General features: G+C 63.2%; 19 protein-coding genes. 15 read left to right on the top strand and 4 right to left on the bottom strand.

The genetic code is table 11. The annotated features are described in order from the left end of the window. Window positions 1-76 precede the first annotated feature (76 nt). The 10 genes from NKJ75_RS26175 to NKJ75_RS26130 all read left to right on the top strand — a co-directional run bounded on the left by NKJ75_RS26175 (window position 77) and on the right by NKJ75_RS26130 (window position 12,133). On the top strand, window positions 77-1,090 hold the full coding sequence (locus NKJ75_RS26175; protein WP_023834496.1) for a LacI family DNA-binding transcriptional regulator: 1,014 nt from the start codon (window positions 77-79) through the stop codon (window positions 1,088-1,090). Further along, window positions 1,087-2,604: a sugar ABC transporter ATP-binding protein gene (locus NKJ75_RS26170; protein ID WP_023693773.1), complete on the top strand. Its 1,518-nt coding sequence runs from the start codon at window positions 1,087-1,089 to the stop codon at window positions 2,602-2,604. The genes NKJ75_RS26175 and NKJ75_RS26170 overlap by 4 nt, the downstream gene beginning before the upstream one ends. Further along, complete coding sequence (locus NKJ75_RS26165) at window positions 2,604-3,656, top strand: ABC transporter permease (RefSeq protein WP_023671400.1); 1,053 nt, start codon at window positions 2,604-2,606, stop codon at window positions 3,654-3,656. Before NKJ75_RS26170 ends, NKJ75_RS26165 begins: the two co-directional genes overlap by 1 nt. Before the next feature lie 120 nt (window positions 3,657-3,776). Continuing rightward, window positions 3,777-4,760, top strand: a complete 984-nt coding sequence (locus NKJ75_RS26160; protein WP_023689831.1) for a substrate-binding domain-containing protein — start codon at window positions 3,777-3,779, stop codon at window positions 4,758-4,760. 302 nt (window positions 4,761-5,062) lie between these two features. Next, window positions 5,063-6,592, top strand: coding sequence for an AAA family ATPase (locus tag NKJ75_RS26155; RefSeq protein ID WP_352500365.1), 1,530 nt, complete (start codon window positions 5,063-5,065; stop codon window positions 6,590-6,592). 62 nt (window positions 6,593-6,654) lie between these two features. Further along, window positions 6,655-8,205: an ATP-binding protein gene (locus NKJ75_RS26150; RefSeq protein ID WP_352500364.1), complete on the top strand. Its 1,551-nt coding sequence runs from the start codon at window positions 6,655-6,657 to the stop codon at window positions 8,203-8,205. Between the two features lie 23 nt (window positions 8,206-8,228). Further along, the gene (locus tag NKJ75_RS26145) at window positions 8,229-9,383 is read left to right on the top strand and encodes a YcaO-like family protein (RefSeq protein WP_050591298.1); all 1,155 of its coding nucleotides are present in this window, start codon (window positions 8,229-8,231) and stop codon (window positions 9,381-9,383) included. A 5-nt stretch (window positions 9,384-9,388) separates the two neighbouring features. Then, complete coding sequence (locus NKJ75_RS26140; RefSeq protein ID WP_352500363.1) at window positions 9,389-10,111, top strand: TfuA-like protein; 723 nt, start codon at window positions 9,389-9,391, stop codon at window positions 10,109-10,111. A gap of 79 nt (window positions 10,112-10,190) precedes the next feature. Continuing rightward, the gene (locus NKJ75_RS26135; protein ID WP_023689836.1) at window positions 10,191-11,369 is read left to right on the top strand and encodes a gluzincin family metallopeptidase; all 1,179 of its coding nucleotides are present in this window, start codon (window positions 10,191-10,193) and stop codon (window positions 11,367-11,369) included. 32 nt (window positions 11,370-11,401) lie between these two features. Further along, a complete protein-coding gene (locus NKJ75_RS26130; protein WP_352500362.1) occupies window positions 11,402-12,133 on the top strand; it encodes a hypothetical protein in 732 nt (243 codons plus the stop codon). A gap of 565 nt (window positions 12,134-12,698) precedes the next feature. Here NKJ75_RS26130 and NKJ75_RS26125 read toward each other — a convergent pair. Beyond that, complete coding sequence (locus NKJ75_RS26125) at window positions 12,699-13,535, bottom strand: SLC5/6 family protein (protein ID WP_352500361.1); 837 nt, start codon at window positions 13,533-13,535, stop codon at window positions 12,699-12,701. 257 nt (window positions 13,536-13,792) lie between these two features. After that, window positions 13,793-13,945: a hypothetical protein gene (locus NKJ75_RS26120; protein ID WP_352500360.1), complete on the bottom strand. Its 153-nt coding sequence runs from the start codon at window positions 13,943-13,945 to the stop codon at window positions 13,793-13,795. 231 nt (window positions 13,946-14,176) lie between these two features. Between NKJ75_RS26120 and NKJ75_RS26115 the strand changes: the two genes are divergently transcribed. The 4 genes from NKJ75_RS26115 (at window position 14,177) to NKJ75_RS26100 (ending at window position 15,997) form a co-directional block, all read left to right on the top strand. Continuing rightward, the gene (locus NKJ75_RS26115; protein WP_023671409.1) at window positions 14,177-14,332 is read left to right on the top strand and encodes a DUF1127 domain-containing protein; all 156 of its coding nucleotides are present in this window, start codon (window positions 14,177-14,179) and stop codon (window positions 14,330-14,332) included. A 140-nt stretch (window positions 14,333-14,472) separates the two neighbouring features. Then, entirely contained in the window at window positions 14,473-14,646 is a 174-nt protein-coding gene (locus tag NKJ75_RS26110) for a hypothetical protein (protein WP_023671410.1), read from the top strand. Between the two features lie 173 nt (window positions 14,647-14,819). Continuing rightward, a complete protein-coding gene (locus NKJ75_RS26105) occupies window positions 14,820-15,524 on the top strand; it encodes a Crp/Fnr family transcriptional regulator (RefSeq protein ID WP_352500359.1) in 705 nt (234 codons plus the stop codon). A gap of 284 nt (window positions 15,525-15,808) precedes the next feature. After that, window positions 15,809-15,997 carry a hypothetical protein gene (locus NKJ75_RS26100; protein WP_023671412.1) on the top strand — a complete coding sequence of 63 codons (189 nt, stop codon included), beginning with the start codon at window positions 15,809-15,811 and terminating at the stop codon, window positions 15,995-15,997. Between the two features lie 22 nt (window positions 15,998-16,019). Here the strand turns inward: NKJ75_RS26100 and NKJ75_RS26095 are convergent, their stop codons facing one another. Next, a complete protein-coding gene (locus NKJ75_RS26095; protein ID WP_352500358.1) occupies window positions 16,020-16,760 on the bottom strand; it encodes a sulfotransferase family protein in 741 nt (246 codons plus the stop codon). Between the two features lie 269 nt (window positions 16,761-17,029). On the opposite strand from NKJ75_RS26095, the gene NKJ75_RS26090 reads away from it, so the two are divergent. Then, on the top strand, window positions 17,030-18,244 hold the full coding sequence (locus NKJ75_RS26090; RefSeq protein ID WP_352500390.1) for an aminotransferase-like domain-containing protein: 1,215 nt from the start codon (window positions 17,030-17,032) through the stop codon (window positions 18,242-18,244). Between the two features lie 152 nt (window positions 18,245-18,396). Here the strand turns inward: NKJ75_RS26090 and yghU are convergent, their stop codons facing one another. After that, window positions 18,397-19,266: a glutathione-dependent disulfide-bond oxidoreductase gene (gene yghU / locus NKJ75_RS26085; protein WP_023693764.1), complete on the bottom strand. Its 870-nt coding sequence runs from the start codon at window positions 19,264-19,266 to the stop codon at window positions 18,397-18,399. Between the last annotated feature and the right edge of the window lie 352 nt (window positions 19,267-19,618).

Below are 19,618 nucleotides of genomic sequence, written 5' to 3'. Positions count from 1 at the left end.
TAAGCTCCCTTAAAATCCGCCATCAGAGCGGACGGGAAACGCAAAAGGGAGGAGCGCTTGCAGGCGCTGATATGTCTTGCCGACAATGGCTGAAGTGGCGCGGCGCGCCGGCGTGTCGGTGTCGACCGTCTCGCATGTCGTCAACAACACGCGCTTCGTTTCGCTGGAAAAGGCGAGGCTGATCAACGACGCCATTGCCGCCATGGGCTACCAGCCCAACGAGCTGGCGCGCTCGCTGAAGGCCTCGACCACCAACAGCGTCGGCCTGGCGATCTCGGCGATCTCCAACCCTTATTTCACCGACATCATCTGCGCGGTCGAGGCCGAATGCGCGCGGCTCGGGCTGATGGTCTTCCTGTCGGACACCCAGGAAGATCCCGACCGCGAGCTGCAGGTGGTGCGCGCTTTCCATCAGCGCCGCGTCGACGGCGTCATCCTGGCGCCGTCGGGCTCGCCGCAGCGCGCCATCGACTATCTCGCCGACAAGAAGATGCCATGCGTTCTGATCGACCGTTTCGCCGACGAGCGCTTCGACCAGATCGGCGTCGAGAACGAAACGTCGATGCGCGCGCTGATCGACCATGTCGCCTCCTTCGGCCACAAGCGCATCGGCTATATCGCCGGACAGCCCGGCCTGACGACGACGCGCGAGCGCATCGAGGCGTTCCAGGCTTCGCTCGCCGCCAATGGACTTGAGTGCGTGCCGCGCTATCTCTCGGCCGAGAATGTCGACACGGCGGCGGCGACCGCATCCACCCACGCCATCCTGTCGCTGCCGTCGCCACCAACCGCATTGGTCACCGGCAACAACATGACGACGATCGGAGCCGTCCGCGCCATCCGCGAAAAGGGCCTCACCATTCCGGGCGATCTGTCGCTGGCCGGCTTCGACGATTTCGAATGGGCCGATTGTTTCGAACCGCGCCTGACGCTGGTTGCCCAGCCCTGCACCGAGATAGGCAGGCAGGCGGCAGCCCTGCTCAGCGCCCGCATCGCGGCGACCGGTTCAGAGCCACGTTCGGTGCGGCTGCAGGCGACGCTGCGGGCGCGCGCCTCCTGCGGGAGGCCGACCCACACGAGGCTAACATGACCGCGCCGCTGCTGGTGATGACCGGCGCCGTCAAACGCTTCGGCGGTGTGCAGGCGCTGCGTGGCGTCGACTTCGATCTCAAGGCCGGCGAAATCCATGCGCTGCTCGGCGAAAACGGCGCCGGCAAGTCGACGCTGATGAACCTTTTGTCGGGCGTCTACACGCCGGACGAAGGCACCATCGAGATCGACGGCAAACCCGTGCGTTTCAACAACCCGCGTGAGGCGCAAGCGGCCGGCATCGCCACCATCTTCCAGGAGCTCGACCTGGTGCCGTCGCTGGATGTCGCGGCCAACCTGTTCCTCGGCCGCGAACTGATGCGTCCGGGCGGCTTCCTCGACGTGCCGGCAATGCGCCGCGAGGCCAAGAAGCGGCTGGAGGCGATCGAGATCGCCATCGATCCGGCTGCCATGGTGGCCGATCTGTCGATCGGCCAGCGCCAGGTGGTCGCGATCGTCAAGGCGCTGTCTTACGCCTCGCGCGTGCTGATCATGGACGAGCCGACGGCCGCACTCACCGTCGGCGAAGTCGAGCGGCTGTTCGACATCATGCGCAAGCTCGCCGCCACCGGCGTCGGCATCGTCTACATCTCGCACCGGCTGGAGGAAGTGCCAGGCATTGCCGACCGCGTGACTGTGATGCGCGACGGCCGTGTTGCCGGCATCACCGAGCCGCACGCGCCGCAGGCCGAGCTGGTCAGGCTGCTGGTCGGACGGCCCTTGGACGAGCTCTATCCCCAACGCGCCAAAGCGGCGGGCAAGCCGCTGCTCAGCCTGAGGAACGCCAGCTTCAAACTCGCCCGCGACAGCGCCGGCTGGCAGGCGCCGCAAGGCGTTTCGCTCGATGTCCATGAAGGCGAGATCGTCGGTCTTGCCGGCATCATGGGGGCCGGGCGCACCGAGCTCTTGTCCGCGCTCTACGGCACCGGCCTGTCCGGCCGCTGGGAGGGCGAGGTCGCCATATCAGGCCGCCCGGTAAAATTGGATTCGATCAGCGCTGCCCGCCACGCCGGCATCGCCTTCGTCACCGACGATCGCAGGGGCTCGGGCCTGATGCTGCGCATGGCGGTCGGCCTCAATCTAGTGATGTCGGTCATATCCAGGATCTCGCCGAACTGGCTGGTCTCGCCGCGCCGCCAGGCCGAGGCCGTGAAGGAATCCTTCGGTCAGTTCGATATCCGCCCGAAGAACCCCGATATCGCCGTCGGCGCGCTGTCTGGCGGCAACCAGCAGAAGGTGGTGCTGGCCAAGGAGATCCTCGGCAATCCGCGCCTGTTGCTTCTCGACGAGCCGACACGCGGCGTCGATGTCGGCGCCAAGGGCGAGATCTACCAGCGGCTCAGGGCACTCGCCGCGCAAGGGCTCGGCATTCTGGTGGCGTCCAGCGAGATGCCGGAGCTGATCGGTCTGTGCGACCGCATCGTGGTGCTGCGCCAGGGGCGCAATGTGGCGGAATTCATGGGCGGCGTCGACGAGCACACGGTGCTGGCCGCGGCTAACGGCAGGGAGGCCTGATGTCTCAGGACAACAATCCAGTGGCAGCGAGCCCGGTGACGGCGGCGCCTCAAAAGCATCGCGACCCGCTGGCGCTCATCGTGCGCTTCCAGAGCCTGATCGGCCTCGTGCTGGTGGCGATCGGCGGCATCATCTTCTCGCCGCGCCGCCATGGCGAGATCCTGTTCCTCAACCCCGACAACATCGCCAACATCGTGCGCGCCGTGTCGGAGACCGGCATCATCGCCATCGGCATGACCTTCGTCATCATCACCGCCGGCATCGACCTCTCGGTCGGCGCGGTGCTTGGCCTGTCCAGCGTCGTCACCGCATCGATGATGATCTCCGGCGGCTTCGGCCTGATCCCCACCATCCTCGCCGTGCTCGCTTTGGGCATCGTCTTCGGCGCCATCCAGGGCACCATCTCGACGCGCTTCCGGCTGGAGCCGTTCATCGTCACGCTGGCTGGCCTGCAGGCCGCGCGCGGGCTGGCGCTGGTCGTCTCCGGCAACCAGTACATCAACATTTCCTACGGCGAAGGGCCGGGCTTGGCGCCGCCGGTGTTCGCCGTGCTGGGCGAGCGGCTGTTCAACAACACCGTGCCGGTGGCAACGCTTGTGTTCGTCGTCTTTGCCGCGATCGCCACCATCGTGCTCAACACCACGCGCTTCGGCCGCTATGTTTTTGCCGTCGGCGGCAATGAGCGCGCCGCGCGCATATCCGGCGTGCCGGTCTCGATGGTGAAGATATCGGTCTATGCCATCACCGGCTTTGCCGCTGCACTCGCAGGCATCGTCCATGCCGGCCAGTTCAATTTCGGCAGCGCCAATGACGGCATGGGCTATGAGCTGACGGCCATCGCCGCCGTGGTCATCGGCGGTACCAGCCTGTTCGGCGGCGCCGGCTCGATGGTCGGCACCGTCGCCGGAACCATCATGCTTGGCGCGCTCGCCAACATCCTGCAGCTCAACAACATCACGCCCGCCATGCAGCTGCTCGCGACCGCCGCGATCATCGTGCTGGCGGCAGTGCTTCAATCCCTCGTTCGCCGCCGCGAGGGGTTGGGTCGTTAGTGCATGTCGCGCAAAAGGTTTTGCGATGACGACATGCACCAACAAACAAGGAGGAGACGGCAACACGTGAACGTCAAACCAAGGTCTGGCCCCCCGGCCAGACGAGGAGGAGAGTGAGTTATGAAAACGACACTAAGAGGATCGACCCTCAAGGCCGTCCTGCTGGCAGGCGCTGGCCTGTGCATTGCAGGCTCCGCTTACGCCGCCGAGCCGCTGGTGAAAGCCTGCGCCAAGGACGGCCAGTTCGTCATCGGCTTTTCGCAGGCCAACAATGCCGAGCCCTACCGCCAGCACGTCAATGACGAGCTTGAGGCGGCGGCCAAGGAAGTGCCCGGCTTCACGCTGCAGATCGCCGACGGCGCCGGCAACGTCAACACGCAGACCTCGCAGGTCGACAATTTCATCACCCAGAAGGTCGATATCCTTTTGATCTCGCCCTTCGAGGCCGCACCGCTGACGCCGGCGGTGAAGCGCGCCATGGATGCCGGCATCCCGGTCATCGAGCTTGACCGCAAGACGGTCGGCGACCCCGGCAAGGACTACACCGCCTTCATCGGCGGCGACAATTTCAAGATCGCCGAGGAAGCCGGAAAGTACACCGCCAAGACGCTGCTGCCCGATGGCGGCGAGGCGGCGGTGCTGCAAGGCCTGCCGAGCTCGACGCCGGCGGTGGAGCGCCTCAACGGCTTCAAGGAAGGCGTGAAAGGCAACCCGAAGGTCCAGATCGTCGCCGAGCAGGCCGCCGACTGGGTGCCGGACAAGGCGCAAGTCGCCTTCGCCGCCATGCTGCAGGCGCACCCCGACATCAAGGTGCTCTACGCCTCCAACGACATGATGGCCGCCGGCGCGCTGCTCGCCGCCAAGGGGGCGGGCAAGGACGTCAAGATCATCGGCACAGACGGCCTGCCGGGCCCGGCTGGCGGCATCGAGGCGGTGGCCAAGGGCGACTGGGTCGCAACCTTCACCTACCCGACGGGCGCCAAGGAAGCGATCGAGATGTCGAAAAAGATCCTGCTCGATTGCGCGACCGAGGTGGACAAGACGGTGACGGTGGAGACCACCGCGATCACGGCCGAGAATGCCAAGCAGCTGATGGGGAAGTGAGGGGCGGGCAGAGCGCGTCTATTGAGGTGATGCGCAAGGCCCCGAGGGGCCTTGTTGCATTGCGGCAACGTATGGGAACGGCCGCTTCGCGCCTCATCTCGGTCATCGAAGTCATCCCGGCCGCCCGCCAAAAGCGGTCACAGTTGGTGTCAACGCCATGGGGAGTTTGCGCCGTGAGCATTTCTCTCCATAATGATCCCAGCATCGGCTTTTTCCTGCCCTCCCTACTGATCAAGTGTTTTGTGAACAGCATCGCACTTTGCTAATATTGCCGTCACTGTGCTCGGCGAGGAAATCCCAGCATGTCGGAGAAGAGTCCGGTCGCGTTGCCGGCGGCGTCGGTGGCAACAGGTTTTCTGGGCGGCAACGGTAACAATGCGTCGGAAGCCCGGCATGAGCGCCGGATCCTGACCGCGCTCTGCTACGACCTGGTCGGATCGACTGACCTTCTTGGCATCCTGGACATTGAAGAGTTCGAGGAACTGATATCAGCCTTCCAGCGGGCGGCGAGACAGGCGGTCGCGTCGTGCTCGGGTGCCGTAGAGGTCGAGGTCGGCGATGGCGGCGTTGCTTTGTTTCCTGCCGAAATAGACGCCAAGGATGCGGCATCGCTGGCGATCCGGGCCGGGCTCGAAATCATCGACGCCTGCAGGCGCGTCGGTTCGAACCAAGGCCGCGCCGATTTGCATGTCCGGGTCGGAATCGCGACATCGATGACCCTGATCCAGAAGGGTGACGCCGAGACGGGTCGTGACAATGTCACCGGCCCTGCCTTCGCGATGGCCACGCGGCTCCAGGCCATCGCGCAGCCGGATACGGTGTTAGTCTCGGAGGCGACACGCAACCTGGCGCGACGGTCGCATGTGTTCAGCTTTAGGGGCAGCCATACGATCAAGGGTTTTGCCGAGCCGGAGCTGGTCTGGCGCGCGCTGAGTCACAAGCGCGAGGTCGACCGCTTCTTCGCCTTCGGGCGGCTGAGCAGTCCGCTCGTCGATCGCGAGGCCGAACTTGCCACGATCGCCGAAGCATGGGACAGCGCCGTTGCAGGAAACGGCGGCGTGGTGGTGATCGAGGGCGAGGCCGGGATCGGCAAGTCGCGCATTCTTCACGAAGTGCGCCGGCGCACGCGTCACCAGCGCGCGAAACTGCTGCTCTTCCAGTGCACGCCCGGCGGCTTGCGCTCGGCGCTGCATCCGCTGCTACAGAACGTACGCGGCGATTTCGCCGGCAACGAAGGACAGCTGAGCGCTGCCGCTGTGGCAGAAGTATTCCGCGATCATGACGTCCGCGATCCTGAAATCATAGACGTCTTCTCGTTCCTGCTCGGCGCTGCGGGAGCCGATCCGATGCTTAAGGAAATCGACGCCGAGGCGATGCGCGCGAAAGCCAATTGGGCGGTTCGCCACTCGCTCGAAGCCCTGTGCGCCAGCGGACCGATCGTCCTGGTGGTCGAGGACATCCATTGGATCGACCTGACGTCTAGACAATTGTTGGCTGAGCTTGCACAGTCGGCCCGTCACTTCCGGGCGCTTGTCATCGTGACCACGCGCCCTGAATCCGGGAGCTGGCTGGCAGCATCGAATCCAAGGCATATCTCGCTAAAGCCGCTCAACCGCGAGCAAACGCGGCTGGCGATCGCGGCCATGTGGCCGCAAGGCAAGCCTTCAACTTCCCCGGAATTGCTCGACGTGGTGGAACGCGTGACCGGAGGCGTCCCGCTGTTCATCGAAGAAATCTGCCAGTGGATGGCCGAGAACGCGGCCTCGGCAACGGATCGGCTGGCGCAGACCGCGACGCGTAGTCATGCCTCGAGGCCAGGCTCGAAACGCTAGGGCCGGCACGCGAAGTCGCGCGCGCCGCGGCCGTCGCGGGCAATCGTTTCAATCAGGAATTGTTGCGCGCGTTGTTGCCGGAGCTCGACGACGAAATCATCGCAAACGCGCTGGATTCACTGAGCGAGGCCGGGTTCCTGATCCGCGTGCGGCCTTTTGGCGTTCCGGTCTATGGCGTGCGCCATGCGCTTATCCAGGAGACGATCTACAACGCAACGCTGCGCAAGAAACGGCAGGCCTTGCATCGCCACCTGTTTGCCGCGGTGAGCCGCAACCGAAACCTGGCCGGGTGGCTGAGCACCGCCGAGGTCGCCGAGCACGCCGAGCGCGCAGGCCTTATGGAGGACGCGATCGCTCAGTTCGTGATCGCAGGCACGGAAAGCTCGTCGCGCTCGGCAATGGCGGAAGCGAGGCAGATACTCGAGCATGCATTGGCGCTCTGCGAGCACGTTGCGGCAGCCGACAGGCGAGACGCGCTGCGGCTATCGGCTATGATCGTGCTCGGTCCCATCCTGACCGCTGTCGAAGGTCCGAACTCGGGGCCCGCCCGCAAATTGTACGAGGACGGCGTGGTGATAGCCCGGCGGCGGCCGGTGGCCGAGCGGGCCAAGTGGTTCCCGATCTACTGGGGCTGGTGGTTCACGGATACCGTCATGGACGGCGAGCGCGCGGAAGTGGTGCTCAGCGATCTCAGGGATGTCGAGGATGCCGAAGTGCAACTCCAGGCCAGGCATTGCGTGTGGGCAATCGACTTCAATCTTGGCCGCCACGACCGCTGCATCGCGGCAGTCGACGCAGGACTTTCGCTCTATGAGCACGGCCAGGGCAAAGCCAATGCTGCGTTGTACGGCGGGCATGACGCGAGGGTCTGCGGGCTCGCCCACCGCGCCTTGTCGCTTTGGTTTGTCGGAAAGCCGGCAAGCGCGATCCATTCGATGTCGGAAGCTAGGAGCTGGGCGCAGCAAACCGGACATGCCGGCAGCATCGCACATGCCTATCTCAACGAGGCGATGCTGCATTGCTATCGCCGAGATTTTTCGAGGTTACGAAGCGTGATAGCGGATCTGCGCCACTTGACGGAGCGCCATTATATGCCCGCTCTCGCCGCCGCAGCGCAAATCTTCGAAGGCTGGTGCGACGGCAACGCCGGCCAGGTCGAGAGCGGCAGGGAGAAAATGCGGCAAGGCCTTGGCCTCCATGGCGAGTTCCAGACGCCTGAGGACGAACCGGTCTATTGCGGCATGCTGGCAGAGCTTTTGACACGAACTGCCGAGGTCGATGAGGCGCTCGCGTTGCTGGGCTCGGCTGTGGCGCAGGCCGAGGCCGGCGGCAGCCGCTTCTGGCTGGCAGAGCTCTACAGGCGAAGGGCGGAGCTACTTCTTCTCCAGGGCGATGCGGAGGCGGACGTAATCGCTGCCCTCGAAAAGAGCATCGCCATAGCCGCGGAGCAAAGTGCCGTGCCTTTCCTCGTCAGTACATACGAGACCCTTCAATCATCAGGCCTGTCGCCTGAACTGTCGTCGCGCTATCGCGATCGGGTCGAACGTGCGAAATCCGCTCTCGAGCCGGGCGCCGCGCTGATCGTCAATCCCGAATCGGCCGTTCGGCACTAGCGGGCCCTGCAAGAGCATCCGCGATGCTGGAGCGATATCAACGCCTTGGTCCGCCGCCCGACGAGGCGCTGGCGAGGCTGATGAAGATGCGCGAAGGCCTGGGCATCACGCGGATCGCCGACATCACCGGGCTCGACCAGCTTGGTATCCCGGTCGTGCAGGTGACAAGACCTTTCTCGCTCTCCAACGCGGTCGCGCAAGGCAAGGGCGCCACCCTGGTGCAAGCCGGGATATCGGCCATGCTGGAATCGGCCGAGAGCTTCTTTGCAGAGCAGGTGGCGAATTTCGAACCAGTCGTCGGCTGCGCCGATCAATTGGGCATCCCGCCAGATCGTTTCGAAAGGTATCTCCAAGGGGGCACCGCGCCGGGATGGCGCGGCAGGGAGACCGCGTGGGTAGCCGCAGACAATCTTCTTACCGGCAGCCGCGACCTGGTCCCGTTCGAGCTCGTGCACACCGCCTATGTGTTGCCGTCGCTGCCCCATGACGGCATTTTCGCGGCATCGACGAGCGGTTTGGCAGCAGGCTTCGCGGAGCCGGATGCCATCGTTCATGGCATGCTTGAATGCATCGAACGCGACGCGATCGCCACGGCATACCGGACCCACGGGTTTTTCCACCGTCAACGCATCGATCCCGAGACGATCGATGATCCGTCGCTCCGCGATCTCCTGGAAACTTTGGCGGCCAAGAACGTGCTGGTTGGCCTTTGGCAAGCTTTGTCGCCGTTGGGCATACCGGTGGTGTGGTGCCATCTGCTGGAAGACGAACCGACAGAAACGGTCCTTTTGGATCATCCGGCTGATGGCTCGGCTGCCGGTTTCACTCCCGCCGGCGCGGCGGTGCACGCCATCTACGAAGCGGCCCAGGCCCGTCTGGCGGCGATCTCGGGCGCGCGCGATGACCTGACGCGCGCGTCCTATCCGAAATACCCCGATCGGCAGGTGATTGCAGCGCATCGCCGGCTCCTCCGCGACGGCCCGCGCAGCGTGGATTTCGGCGCGTTCGCCGAGCAGAAGTTCAACACGGCGTCGGACGGGCTGTCGGTCCTCTTGGCAATTCTCGAAGAGAGAGGGTTCGATGCGGTTCACCTAATCCGGGTGGGAACGAAACCGTTCGACGCCCTGTCGGTTGTCAGGATTGTCATCCCTGCCTTGCAGCCGCTCTTGCAGGGGTAGGGATTATGCGCCCGAAACTCGTCTTCACTGGCCCTACCGTGTCCCATTCCGACGCGTTGAAGGTCGTCGATGCGGTATGCCTTCCCCCGGCCGTGCAAGGCTCGATCGTTTCGGCCGTGCAGCATTTCGACCCGAGTGCGATCCTTCTCATAGATGGCGGTTTTCAGACCGAGCCGGCGGTTCGGCACAAGGAAATCCTGTGGGCCCTCAGCCGCGGCATTCATGTCGTCGGCGCGGCCAGCATGGGTGCCCTTCGAGCAGCCGAGCTGTTCCCCCATATGCAAGGCGTCGGGCTTATCTACCGATGGTATCGCCGCTGCGCCTTTGCACCCGACGACGCAGTAGCGGTATTGCATGGACCGGCCGAGGTGAATTTCGCTCAATTGACGCATGCGCTGATTGACCTGCGCCGGACCCTTCGTGCTGCTTGCCGGCGCGGCGTGATTTCACCCGAACAGCAGGCGAGGCTCGAGGGTGCGGCACAGGCCGTCAATTTTCGCGATCGCACCCTGGCACGGATGGTCCGGGATGCGCACGACGGCAAGGACGACGTCGAGAACTTGTGCAGGGAGCTCGGCGCCGCTTTCGTCCAGCAAAAAAAGCAAGATGCCCTGCGGGCACTCGAACTTTTGCGAGAGCAAGCATTTGAAAAAGCATACCCCGTGCCGGAATTACAGCTAACCACGGCCTTCTCCAAGGATATGGATGATGCGGGGCTGGCGCTATAGGCCCTGACCTCTTGGCGGCCGACGATTTACGTAACGTAAGCACCGTGATAGCGTGGCATCGTCAGAGGGGGCCAAGCAATTGGACGCGGTCGATCGTGCCGTTGCGCAAGGTGTGCTGGGTACGCGGTTCCTGGTCTACCCGCAGGTCCCTCACCTTTCGGGTTACGGAACACCCGAAACAGTATGGATTTCTACTCCACCCGATCTGATCCGCTCCGGCCCGGAAGATCACCGCATCTACGTTCGCGATCCGCTCCTCGACAAGGAGCCTTATGACTACCCTTATCTGCCACCGTTTGTCGGCGAAACCTTTCCACCTGCACAGGCTGGCTTTGACGGCCATTTCGATCAGCTTTCCTTGACCTCGCGGCAGTTCCTTTCTGCGCACGCTTTCGCCTCGGTCAGCCGCGTGCTGGACATCTGGGAAAGCTACCTCGGCAAACCGATTGTCTGGTATTTCGCCGAGACGTTCGAGCGGCTCGAAATCATCCCCTTCGTCGACTGGGAGAATGCGCAATCGGGCTATGGCTATCTGGAACTCGGCCGAGAGCGCGGCATCGACGGAGGCAACTATCCCTATGCGCTCAACTTCGATGTGATCGCACATGAGGTCGGCCACGCAATCTTGTTTTCGCTGTTCGGGACACCAACTGGCGGCCTGACTCAAGGCGATTTCGGACCGTTCCACGAAGCCAGCTCGGATCTGGTCTCGCTCTTGTCCTTCCTGAATTTCGACAGCGGCATGGACCGGCTGCTGCGGCACTGCAATGGCAACCTGCTTGTTCTCAATGAGTTGAACCGGATTGCCGAGCTGACTGGCGATCGGCAGATCCGCCTCGCCAGCAACGCACGCCGCATGTCGGAGGTGACGGCGGAAATCCATGACAGGTCACGGCCATTCACGGGGGCTGTGTTCGACACGATCGTCCACGTCTACCACGCGGCACTGGTGCACGAGGGGTTGGCCGACGAGCGGCTGCTGGGGATCGATATCAAGGATGTCGACCAATCCGACATGCAGCGCATTTCGGATTTCACGTCCCGCGCCTTCCGCGCTCGGCCCTTCATGTTCAAGAGCATGCTGATCAGAGCAAGGGACGAGGTGGCTCTCGCACTTGCTCAGGCATGGCCACGCCTCGATGCGGACGACCTGTCGTTCGAAAAGGCCGCGGCGTTGGTGGTGGACTCCAGCGATCGCGTCGCGCCGATGCTCGCGGAAAAATTCGATGAGAATTTCAGCTGGCGGGAGATCTTGTGAACTGAAGGATGCAGCAAAAAGGAGCGAGGAAAATGAGCGACGACTATCACCGACCGACACTAACCTTTCCGTCAGGCGCTTACAACGCAACACAGGTTAGGCTCTATGGCTTGGGGGCGGAAATTGGACTCAGCGTGCCCGGTGCGCCAGCACCCTTTGGTGACACCGGCATGTATGTCGAAACCGCGCCTGGGGAACCTATCACCGACGAGCAACATGTCAACGCACTTGAAGTATTGAAGAAGTATGACAGCAACAAAGGCCGCCAAGATATAATAAATGGAAATATCCCATTTCCAAAAATACCAATCAGAGTCTCCTACCATTTCAAGATCGACCTGAAGAATTTTGGCGCTGCGGTCCTTTCAACGGTAGGCAGTACCTTCATGCTCGGATCATCTCCAGAACAGAAAACATCGTGCGGGATAATTGTCGGTTATGCCTATGAGGGACATACCTACGATTTGCCAAAGCCCAAGATAATGATCATCCCGGCGTTTCCGGAACCCAAGATTCCGGCGGACGATTCGGAATTTGACGCCAAGGAACCTGAAGGCTACGCGGTTGAACCAGGGCTTTGTCGAACAGATCGTCCTCGAGGCGAACCTTCCAGGCAAGCGTTCACCGACGATGTACGCATCCAAGATGACGATGGGACACCGTGGCGGAAAGCTGAACGACTAGTCTCTCATGTTCCCTGTCAAAGGTTGAAGGCAAGAAGGCTCGCCTGCTTGGCAGGTTTGCCATGCAGTCGGATCGGCTGAAGCTGCACAGGGCTGGGGGTGGAGCTCAGAGACGACGGTTGATCAGACTCTCATTCCGCGGGTTGGGTACGGCCTTCCGTGTCTTGGTCTCGGGGCTGTCCTCGGTCTAGAGGGCGGGCGTGGGGCGCATCGGCTCGGCGACATAACTGGCGACGGGAGTTCCGCACGATGGCCATGTTGTGCGCCCTGGTTGTCACCGCCGGCCGAGATCCATTGAATCCTGTCGACACGAACGCGAAAGGCTTCATCACATCGATATCCGAGAGGCCCTCGGCATCCTCGCCGTGTCCGGCAAACGGGATTTAGCTGTCGCGCCAGTCAACGAGTGTGTCCGCTTTCCGAATGCTACCACCCGAAACCGGACAGGCAGGAAGCGGCCCAAATGCGACATTCAATTTTCGTCGTGCCCCTGCCAGGGATTTGGCGTGCCCCAGCCGCTTACGTTGCGTCTAGTCCCGCCATGTAAGCCTTCGCGCCACGAGGGACCGCACGCCACTGACGGACAACTATGATGTGGACCACCAGTTTGGCGCACCCAATCGGCCACGCCAGCCCGCAGCCTCATTCACGGCGCAGCCGTAAACCCGCACTGCTTCTGTTCCATCTCGATCTGCTTCGTGATGCGGATGGCGTTCTGGGCGTAGGCTTGCGTTACCGAGCCGCTGTTGACGGTCTTGTCCTTCAGCGGGCTGACCGCTGCGCAGAGGTGGAAGACATGCTCGGTGTCGGACTTGGCGGCGCCGTTTTCCGGCGCGATCCAGTAGACGACATCCTGGCCATTGGGGTGCGCCGCGTCCTTCGTCGCCGCGGCCACCGTGGTGGAGTCGGTGGCGATCGCCTGCGCCTGGGCGGCGACCTCGGGCGAACAGGCCGTGGTCGGCTGCCCCGCCTTGATCTGTTCCGCGCAGGTGTTCATGTCCTGCGTGTACTGCTCGACCGATGGCGGTTGGTAGCTGACCCCGATCAGCGTCGCCAGCACGGCGAGCACGGCGCCGATACCGCCGGCCACCTTCTTGCTCTTCGGGTCCATGTTCTTGTCGTTGAGGATCAGGATAACCAGCGGCAGGAAGGCAATCAGGGTGATGATCGCGCCGAGCTGGTTCTGGACAAAGAACCTGAACGTGTCGGATTCGCGGGCCGGGTCCTTCCGGTTGGCCGCCTTCCAGAGCAGGCTGCCGGCGATGGCGAAGATCGCGATGCCGACCAGAATGCCGATCAGCAGCGGCAGGTTGCCCTGGTCGAACTTGTGCTTGTAGAGCAAGACGATCCCGGCGATCTCGCCGCCAATGGCGATGACCCACGACAGCACGGCGAACAGGCGCAGCCGCGTGGCCCCGGACTTCTGGCCCTGCGTTGCCTGCCAGTCCTTGGTAACGTCTACGGTCGGCTTGTTGTCGGTCATGACCAGATCCCCCGGTATCGACACGTTTGCGGGGCGGCGTCAAAGGCGCCCAGCGCAGCGTCATTGAACGAACGTCGCCTGCCTCGGCGCGAAAGCGCCACGGCAGACCCCATCCTTATTGCGCATGATGGGATTCGTCCATAGCCGAGCGGGCGGACGAGGATGCGGGCAATGGTCCGGAGGAGGGCAGGGCAATCGCATATGGAGCTGGCGCAATCCCATGCGATTGCCCGGGAAGAGGGAAGTCACCCCTTGGCCTACACGAACCGGCCCAGCGCATCGACGATCAGATCACAGAACTTCGCATGGTCGAGCTTCATCGCCACGCTATGGCGGAAGTCGGTCTGCTCGCTCGCCGTACCGCCGAAATGGTGCATCGCGCCCATTTTCTCGAAATTGCAGACCGTCATGCCCTTGGTCCAGCGTCCCGCAAGCTCGACGCGGACGTCGGCCCTTTGGACGCGGGCAGTCTGGCGCGGCCTCCTTAGCGACTCTCCCGTTCCCTGAATTGATTTGTATACAAATGTTTCTGGCCGGCATCGGTTTGTGAAGCGCTTCACCGTTGTCGCGCAATCGATCGGTTACAGAGGCCGTGCAAGAGCGGGCCGAGGCAGCGCTCTGCTGCTGCATGGAGGTAACCGATGTTTGAAAGTCTCAGCAGAATTCGCGCCGCCCTGGCGCGCGCCAGCAAGCACAGGAAGACCGTGCGCGCACTGAATGCGCTGCCGACGGAGATCCAGAAGGACATTGGCTGGACGGAGTCGAGGTCGATCGATGAGATAAGGCTGCCGTTCTAGGGCCGCATCCAGCGTCGCTAATATATCGCTCGCCATCGATTGTTCGGAAGCGTACAGTGCAGCATCGTCGGCCACATCAATGGGCGCTGACGCTTGGGAGCGACCATCGCACTCCTGCCCCGACAGGAGGCATTGGAGCCATGGCGGAGCAACCGAGACAGTCCGGTCTGAGCGCCGAGACGCTCGCGGCCTTGGCGCGGGAAACCGGGGCCTCCGAGCAGCAGATACAAGAGATCGCATCGCTGATCGGCAACGATCGCTCGTCCATCGTGCGCGAAGCGCGCATGGTTGCGGCTGACCGCCCGAAGCGCTGATCCAGGAAAAAGCTGCTGGATTGATTGATGGGGCGTCGCCCCTGATTTGTCGGTTTTGTACGAAGTACAATGGCTGAATCCGAGTCAGCTATCGTCCAATGACCGTTTGCATTTGGGCAGGGCGCCGACGGCTGGGAGATGACATGTGCTCTTGCCCTTGACGGGAGAGAGCGATGGACCAGTCGGTCAGCAAGGAGAAAAGCGGCCTCTTGCGCCGCATGAACCCGGCCGACTTCGCACTGCTTGCGCCGCATTTGCACCATCGTGTGCTCGATCTCAAAGCCCCGCTCGAAATGGCGGGCGAGCCGGTCGCCTCGGTCTGCTTCCTGGAAAACGGCCTGGCCTCGGTGGTGGCGAGGAACCGGCCGGGCCTGGACACCGAGGTCGGCATCATCGGCCACGAAGGCATGTCGGGCTCCGCTTTGGTGATGGGCGCCGACTGGGCGCCCCATGACTGCTACATGCAGATGCCGGGCGAGGCGGTGTGCATCGGTTCCGAGCCGTTCAAGGCAGCGTTGCAGAAAAGCCCGACGCTTCGCGCCTTCCTGCTGCGCTATGCCCATTATCTGCACGGCCAGACCAAATCCACGGCGCTGAGCAATGCCCGCGCCAAGCTCGAGGATCGGCTGGCCAGATGGCTCCTGATGTGTGACGACAGGGTGGTCGGCCATCAGATCCAGATCACGCATGAGTTCCTGTCCGTCATGCTCGGCGTCAGGCGTCCGGGCGTCACCATCGGCCTGCAGATCCTGGAAGGGCGCGGCCTGATCCGGTCGCGGCGCGGCGAGATCGTCATCCGCGACCGGGATGGCCTGATCGCCGTCGCCGACGGCTTCTACGGCCAGGCCGAGGCCGAATACGAACGCCTGCTGGGCTGAGCCTGGCACGGGCTGGAAATGGCCGACGCGAATGCCGGTGAAAGCATGTTGCCAGAGCCGCGCCGGCCATTTGCGGCCATCTGGGGAGAGGCCGCCCGGCAAATCTAGCATCGACGCAAAAGCGGGCAACGAACCGCAATCGCTTGGTAAAAACCGTACAATCGAATTGTGTTGAACCTTGGTTCGGCAAGAGTATGAATCCGCTGTCGTGACCATGTATATGGGGCGCTGGCGCCTGAGGCTTCGACAGGCTCGCCCGCCCGATGTGAACGGGGAAAACCGAAATGGCAGAACTGCTTTTCGATGTATCCGCCTTCGATTGCGCCATCCTGCGCGCCGCCTTCATCAAATCGGTGATGGAAGACAATGTCCCGGAAAAGCGGTGGCGCGCGCTCGCCGCTTCCCTGGTTCGCGACCTGACCGACCACGAAGACGTCGAGCCGGATCTCCTCGGCTGGATCACGCGCAAGTAGCGGTACCCTGACGGTCCGGCGGCTACCCCAGCCACCACCACAGCGCCGCGATCACCGCAAGCACCGCCACCACCGACAGCCCCAGCATGATGTAGCTGCCCTTGATGATGTCGCGGATGATCTTCTTCACGCTTTCGCGGTCGTTGAGGTTAGGGAAGGGCTCGTTGGGCAGCGCCACGCCGAGGAAGCCGCAGAGCGGCGCCCAGCCATCGCTGACCTTGAACACCAGAAGCTTCTCCGGCGGCACGGCCGCTATCACCTCCTCGGTGTAGGCGTTGTAGCGCGCCACCGCCTTGGCGCGGTCGTCCATCACGCCGGCAAGCGTGCGGCCCCAGATCAGTCTGTGCGACATGCCGCCGAATTTGCGGCCGAACGGCGTCAGCCATTCCAGCACCTTGAACTGCCACAATGTCTCGGTGAAGTGGATGGTGTCGATGGTGCTGTCGTACCAGGCCTCGGCGCCGCGCGGATGCAGGGTGAGCAGCACCTTGGCGTCGGGATAGGCGGCCATCAATTCGCGCCACACGCAGCATCCCGGATTGTCGACCGTCGCCTTGTAATTGGCAAAGACTCTGGTCCAGTCGTGCTGGCTGCCGGGCGGGCTGTTGGCCACCTTGCGCCAGAAGTCGAGATGGCCCTTGTTGGCCTTGTTGAGGATGACTTCCTGCATGTGATAGCTGGGAAGGCCCAGCCTGTTCAGCGCGGCAAAGGTCGACCATGTGCCGGTGCGGCCGAATCCGGCCCCGATGAGCTCAAGCGTCATTTTAACCCCCCTTGTTGAGACCGCTTTTCTTTTTATGCCGGTCCGCTCGGAATGAGGTTGCATCCGCGCCCCTCGGCGCGCAACAATTTTCCCTGTCCAGGGCAGAAATGTGTTTGCTTTTTCGTCTGGGCCACGCGGAATGAGGGTCTGGCTATTCCAGCGGGTGAGGGAGCCTGATAATAGGTCAGTCAGATTGACCTAAATTCGCATGGCCGGGACGGTCATGCTGGACCAGATGCCGTATCCCGGGAGGTGGGCTCGTGAGTTTGATGGACCTGTTGGCGTCGCGCGCCTCGCGCATGAAGGCGTCGGAAATCCGCGAGCTGCTCAAACTGCTCGACCAGCCCGATATCATCTCCTTTGCCGGCGGCATCCCCGATCCGGCCTTGTTTCCGGCGCAAGCCATCGCCGATGCCTATGCCTCGGTGCTGGGCGGCGCGGAGGCGAGCGCAGCACTTCAGTATCAGGTCTCCGAAGGCCATCTGCCGCTCAGAAATTGGCTGGCCGGCCAGATGGGCAAGCTTGGCATCGCCTGTGACGAGCACAACATCTTCATCACCTCCGGCTCGCAGCAGGCGCTGGATTATCTCGGCAAGCTTTTCCTGTCGCCGGGCGACACAGCGCTCGTGACGTGGCCGACCTATCTCGGCGCGCTCCAGGCCTTCAACGCCTATGAGCCGCGCTACGACCGCCTGACGCCGGATGGCGGCAACATGACGCCGGCCGCCTACCAGGCGGCGGCTGCTGCCCCCTCTACTTTTGCAAAAGAGGGCGGCAAGGTGAAATTCGCCTATCTGGTGCCCGATTTCGCCAACCCGACCGGCGAGACGCTGAACCGCCAGCAGCGCGAGGCGGTGCTCGACCTCGCCGGCGAGCTCGACATTGCCGTCATCGAGGACGCCGCCTATCGCGCGCTGCGCTATGACGGCGAGGGCCAGCCGCCGATCCTGGCGCTCGACTGCGAACGCTCCGGCGGCATCGAAAACGCCCGCACGCTCTATTGCGGCTCGTTCTCAAAGATTCTGTCACCGGGCATGCGCGTCGGCTGGGTCTGCGCGCCGCGCCGCGTCGTCGAGCGACTGGTGCTGATGAAGCAGGCGTCGGACCTGCACAGCCCGTCGATCAACCAGCTGGTGATGCACCGGGTCTCCGAGGCCGTGTATGACGGCCAGGTGGAAAAGCTGATCGGCGCCTATCGCCAGCGCCGCGACGGCTTGCTTGCGGCACTCGAAGCGGAAATGCCGGATGGCGTCAGCTGGAGCCGACCGGAAGGCGGCATGTTCGTTTGGCTGACGCTGCCCGAAGGTGCGGACGCCACGGCACTGCTCGCCCGCTCGGTCAAGGAAGCCCGCGTCGCCTTCGTGCCGGGCAACGCATTCTACGCCGACGGTTCGGGCCGCAACACGATGCGGATGAGCTTTACGCTGGCTGATGAACGCGCCGTGGGTGAGGGCGTGCCGAGGCTGGCGAAATTGATGGGCTAATCTCCCCCCTTGAGGGGGAGATGTCGCCGAAGGCGACAGAGGGGGTCGCCGCGCGTGGAGCGCTAACCTTCATCAGTCGCAGGAGGTCGCGCCCAGTCGAGCCGACCCCCTCTGGCCTGCCGGCCATCTCCCCCTCAAGGGGGGAGATTAGCTCACTCCGCCACCACCAATTTATCCTGCGTCTTCGTCTCGAAATCGCTGGCGTCGTGGCGCTCGTGCAGTTGCATGGCGGGGTCGCCGAAGGCGCGGTTGACCATGCGGCCGCGTTGCACGGTCGGGCGGGCGTCGATCGCCTTGGCCCAGCGTTGTACGTGCTCGTAGTCCTGCACCGACAGGAACTCGGCGGAATCATTGTACATGCGGCCGAGCGCCAGGCCGCCATACCAGGGCCACACCGCCATGTCGGCGATCGAATAGAAGGCGCCGCCGAGATATTCAGTCTCCGCCAGCCGCCGGTCGAGCACGTCGAGCTGGCGCTTGGTCTCCATGGCGAAGCGGTCGATGGCGTATTCGATTTTTTCCGGCGCATAGGCGTAGAAATGGCCGAAGCCGCCGCCGAGATAGGGCGCCGAACCCATCTGCCAGAACAGCCACGACAAGGTTTCCGCGCGCGCCGGCTGTTCGGTCGGCAGGAACTCGCCGAACTTTTCCGCGAGATAAAGCAGGATCGAACCGGACTCGAAGACGCGGACAGGCGTCTTGCCGCTGCGGTCGAGCAGCGCCGGGATCTTGGAGTTGGGGTTGACCTCGACAAACCCCGAGCCGAACTGGTCGCCATCGTTGATGCGGATCAGCCAGGCGTCGTATTCGGCGCCCTTGTGGCCGAGCGCCAGAAGCTCCTCCAGCATGACAGTCACTTTGACCCCATTCGGCGTCGCCAGCGAATAGAGCTGCAGCGGATGCTTGCCGACCGGCAGCACCTTGTCATGCGTCGGACCGGCAATAGGCCGGTTGATGCTGGCGAACGTGCCGCCATTGGCTTTCTTCCAGCTCCAGACTTTCGGCGGGGTGTATTCGGTCATGCGGGAAATTCCTTGGGTTTGGCGGGGCGAAGACGACTTGCGCGACGGCGCGAGACTGATGGCGGAAAAGTCGGCGGAACCTAGATACGGGAACACATAGGTGCAATTCAGAAAGGTTCAACTTGTGTTGAACTATTATCGATGTCGGCGCCGCCCCTCATCGCCCTGCCGGGCACTTCTCCCCGTATAGTGACGGGGAGAAGGACGCTGTCGCCTACTGATTTCCCCAATTGCCAGCGTTGCCAAGAGCGCCGATGTTGCGGCCATTGTCCAGCCGATAGATGGGTAACACTTTGAACCGGATACATAGGTGACACTTCTCTCCCCCTATGCGTCCGCCGCAGCGCCAAGC

This window comes from Mesorhizobium sp. M0058 (assembly GCF_040323095.1).
In the GTDB taxonomy this organism is placed as follows: domain Bacteria; phylum Pseudomonadota; class Alphaproteobacteria; order Rhizobiales; family Rhizobiaceae; genus Mesorhizobium.
This window is presented reverse-complemented; position numbering and strand designations above follow the sequence as displayed.

Coding starts and splice junctions, on each gene's coding strand:
- NKJ75_RS26170 (WP_023693773.1), top strand. CDS start 1,087: ATGACCGCGCCGCTGCTGGTGATGACCGGCGCCGTCAAACGCTTCGGC.
- NKJ75_RS26165 (WP_023671400.1), top strand. CDS start 2,604: ATGTCTCAGGACAACAATCCAGTGGCAGCGAGCCCGGTGACGGCGGCG.
- NKJ75_RS26160 (WP_023689831.1), top strand. CDS start 3,777: ATGAAAACGACACTAAGAGGATCGACCCTCAAGGCCGTCCTGCTGGCA.
- NKJ75_RS26155 (WP_352500365.1), top strand. CDS start 5,063: ATGTCGGAGAAGAGTCCGGTCGCGTTGCCGGCGGCGTCGGTGGCAACA.
- NKJ75_RS26145 (WP_050591298.1), top strand. CDS start 8,229: ATGCTGGAGCGATATCAACGCCTTGGTCCGCCGCCCGACGAGGCGCTG.
- NKJ75_RS26140 (WP_352500363.1), top strand. CDS start 9,389: ATGCGCCCGAAACTCGTCTTCACTGGCCCTACCGTGTCCCATTCCGAC.
- NKJ75_RS26130 (WP_352500362.1), top strand. CDS start 11,402: ATGAGCGACGACTATCACCGACCGACACTAACCTTTCCGTCAGGCGCT.
- NKJ75_RS26125 (WP_352500361.1), bottom strand. CDS start 13,535: ATGACCGACAACAAGCCGACCGTAGACGTTACCAAGGACTGGCAGGCA.
- NKJ75_RS26120 (WP_352500360.1), bottom strand. CDS start 13,945: ATGACGGTCTGCAATTTCGAGAAAATGGGCGCGATGCACCATTTCGGC.
- NKJ75_RS26115 (WP_023671409.1), top strand. CDS start 14,177: ATGTTTGAAAGTCTCAGCAGAATTCGCGCCGCCCTGGCGCGCGCCAGC.
- NKJ75_RS26110 (WP_023671410.1), top strand. CDS start 14,473: ATGGCGGAGCAACCGAGACAGTCCGGTCTGAGCGCCGAGACGCTCGCG.
- NKJ75_RS26105 (WP_352500359.1), top strand. CDS start 14,820: ATGGACCAGTCGGTCAGCAAGGAGAAAAGCGGCCTCTTGCGCCGCATG.
- NKJ75_RS26100 (WP_023671412.1), top strand. CDS start 15,809: ATGGCAGAACTGCTTTTCGATGTATCCGCCTTCGATTGCGCCATCCTG.
- NKJ75_RS26095 (WP_352500358.1), bottom strand. CDS start 16,760: ATGACGCTTGAGCTCATCGGGGCCGGATTCGGCCGCACCGGCACATGG.
- NKJ75_RS26090 (WP_352500390.1), top strand. CDS start 17,030: ATGGACCTGTTGGCGTCGCGCGCCTCGCGCATGAAGGCGTCGGAAATC.
- yghU (WP_023693764.1), bottom strand. CDS start 19,266: ATGACCGAATACACCCCGCCGAAAGTCTGGAGCTGGAAGAAAGCCAAT.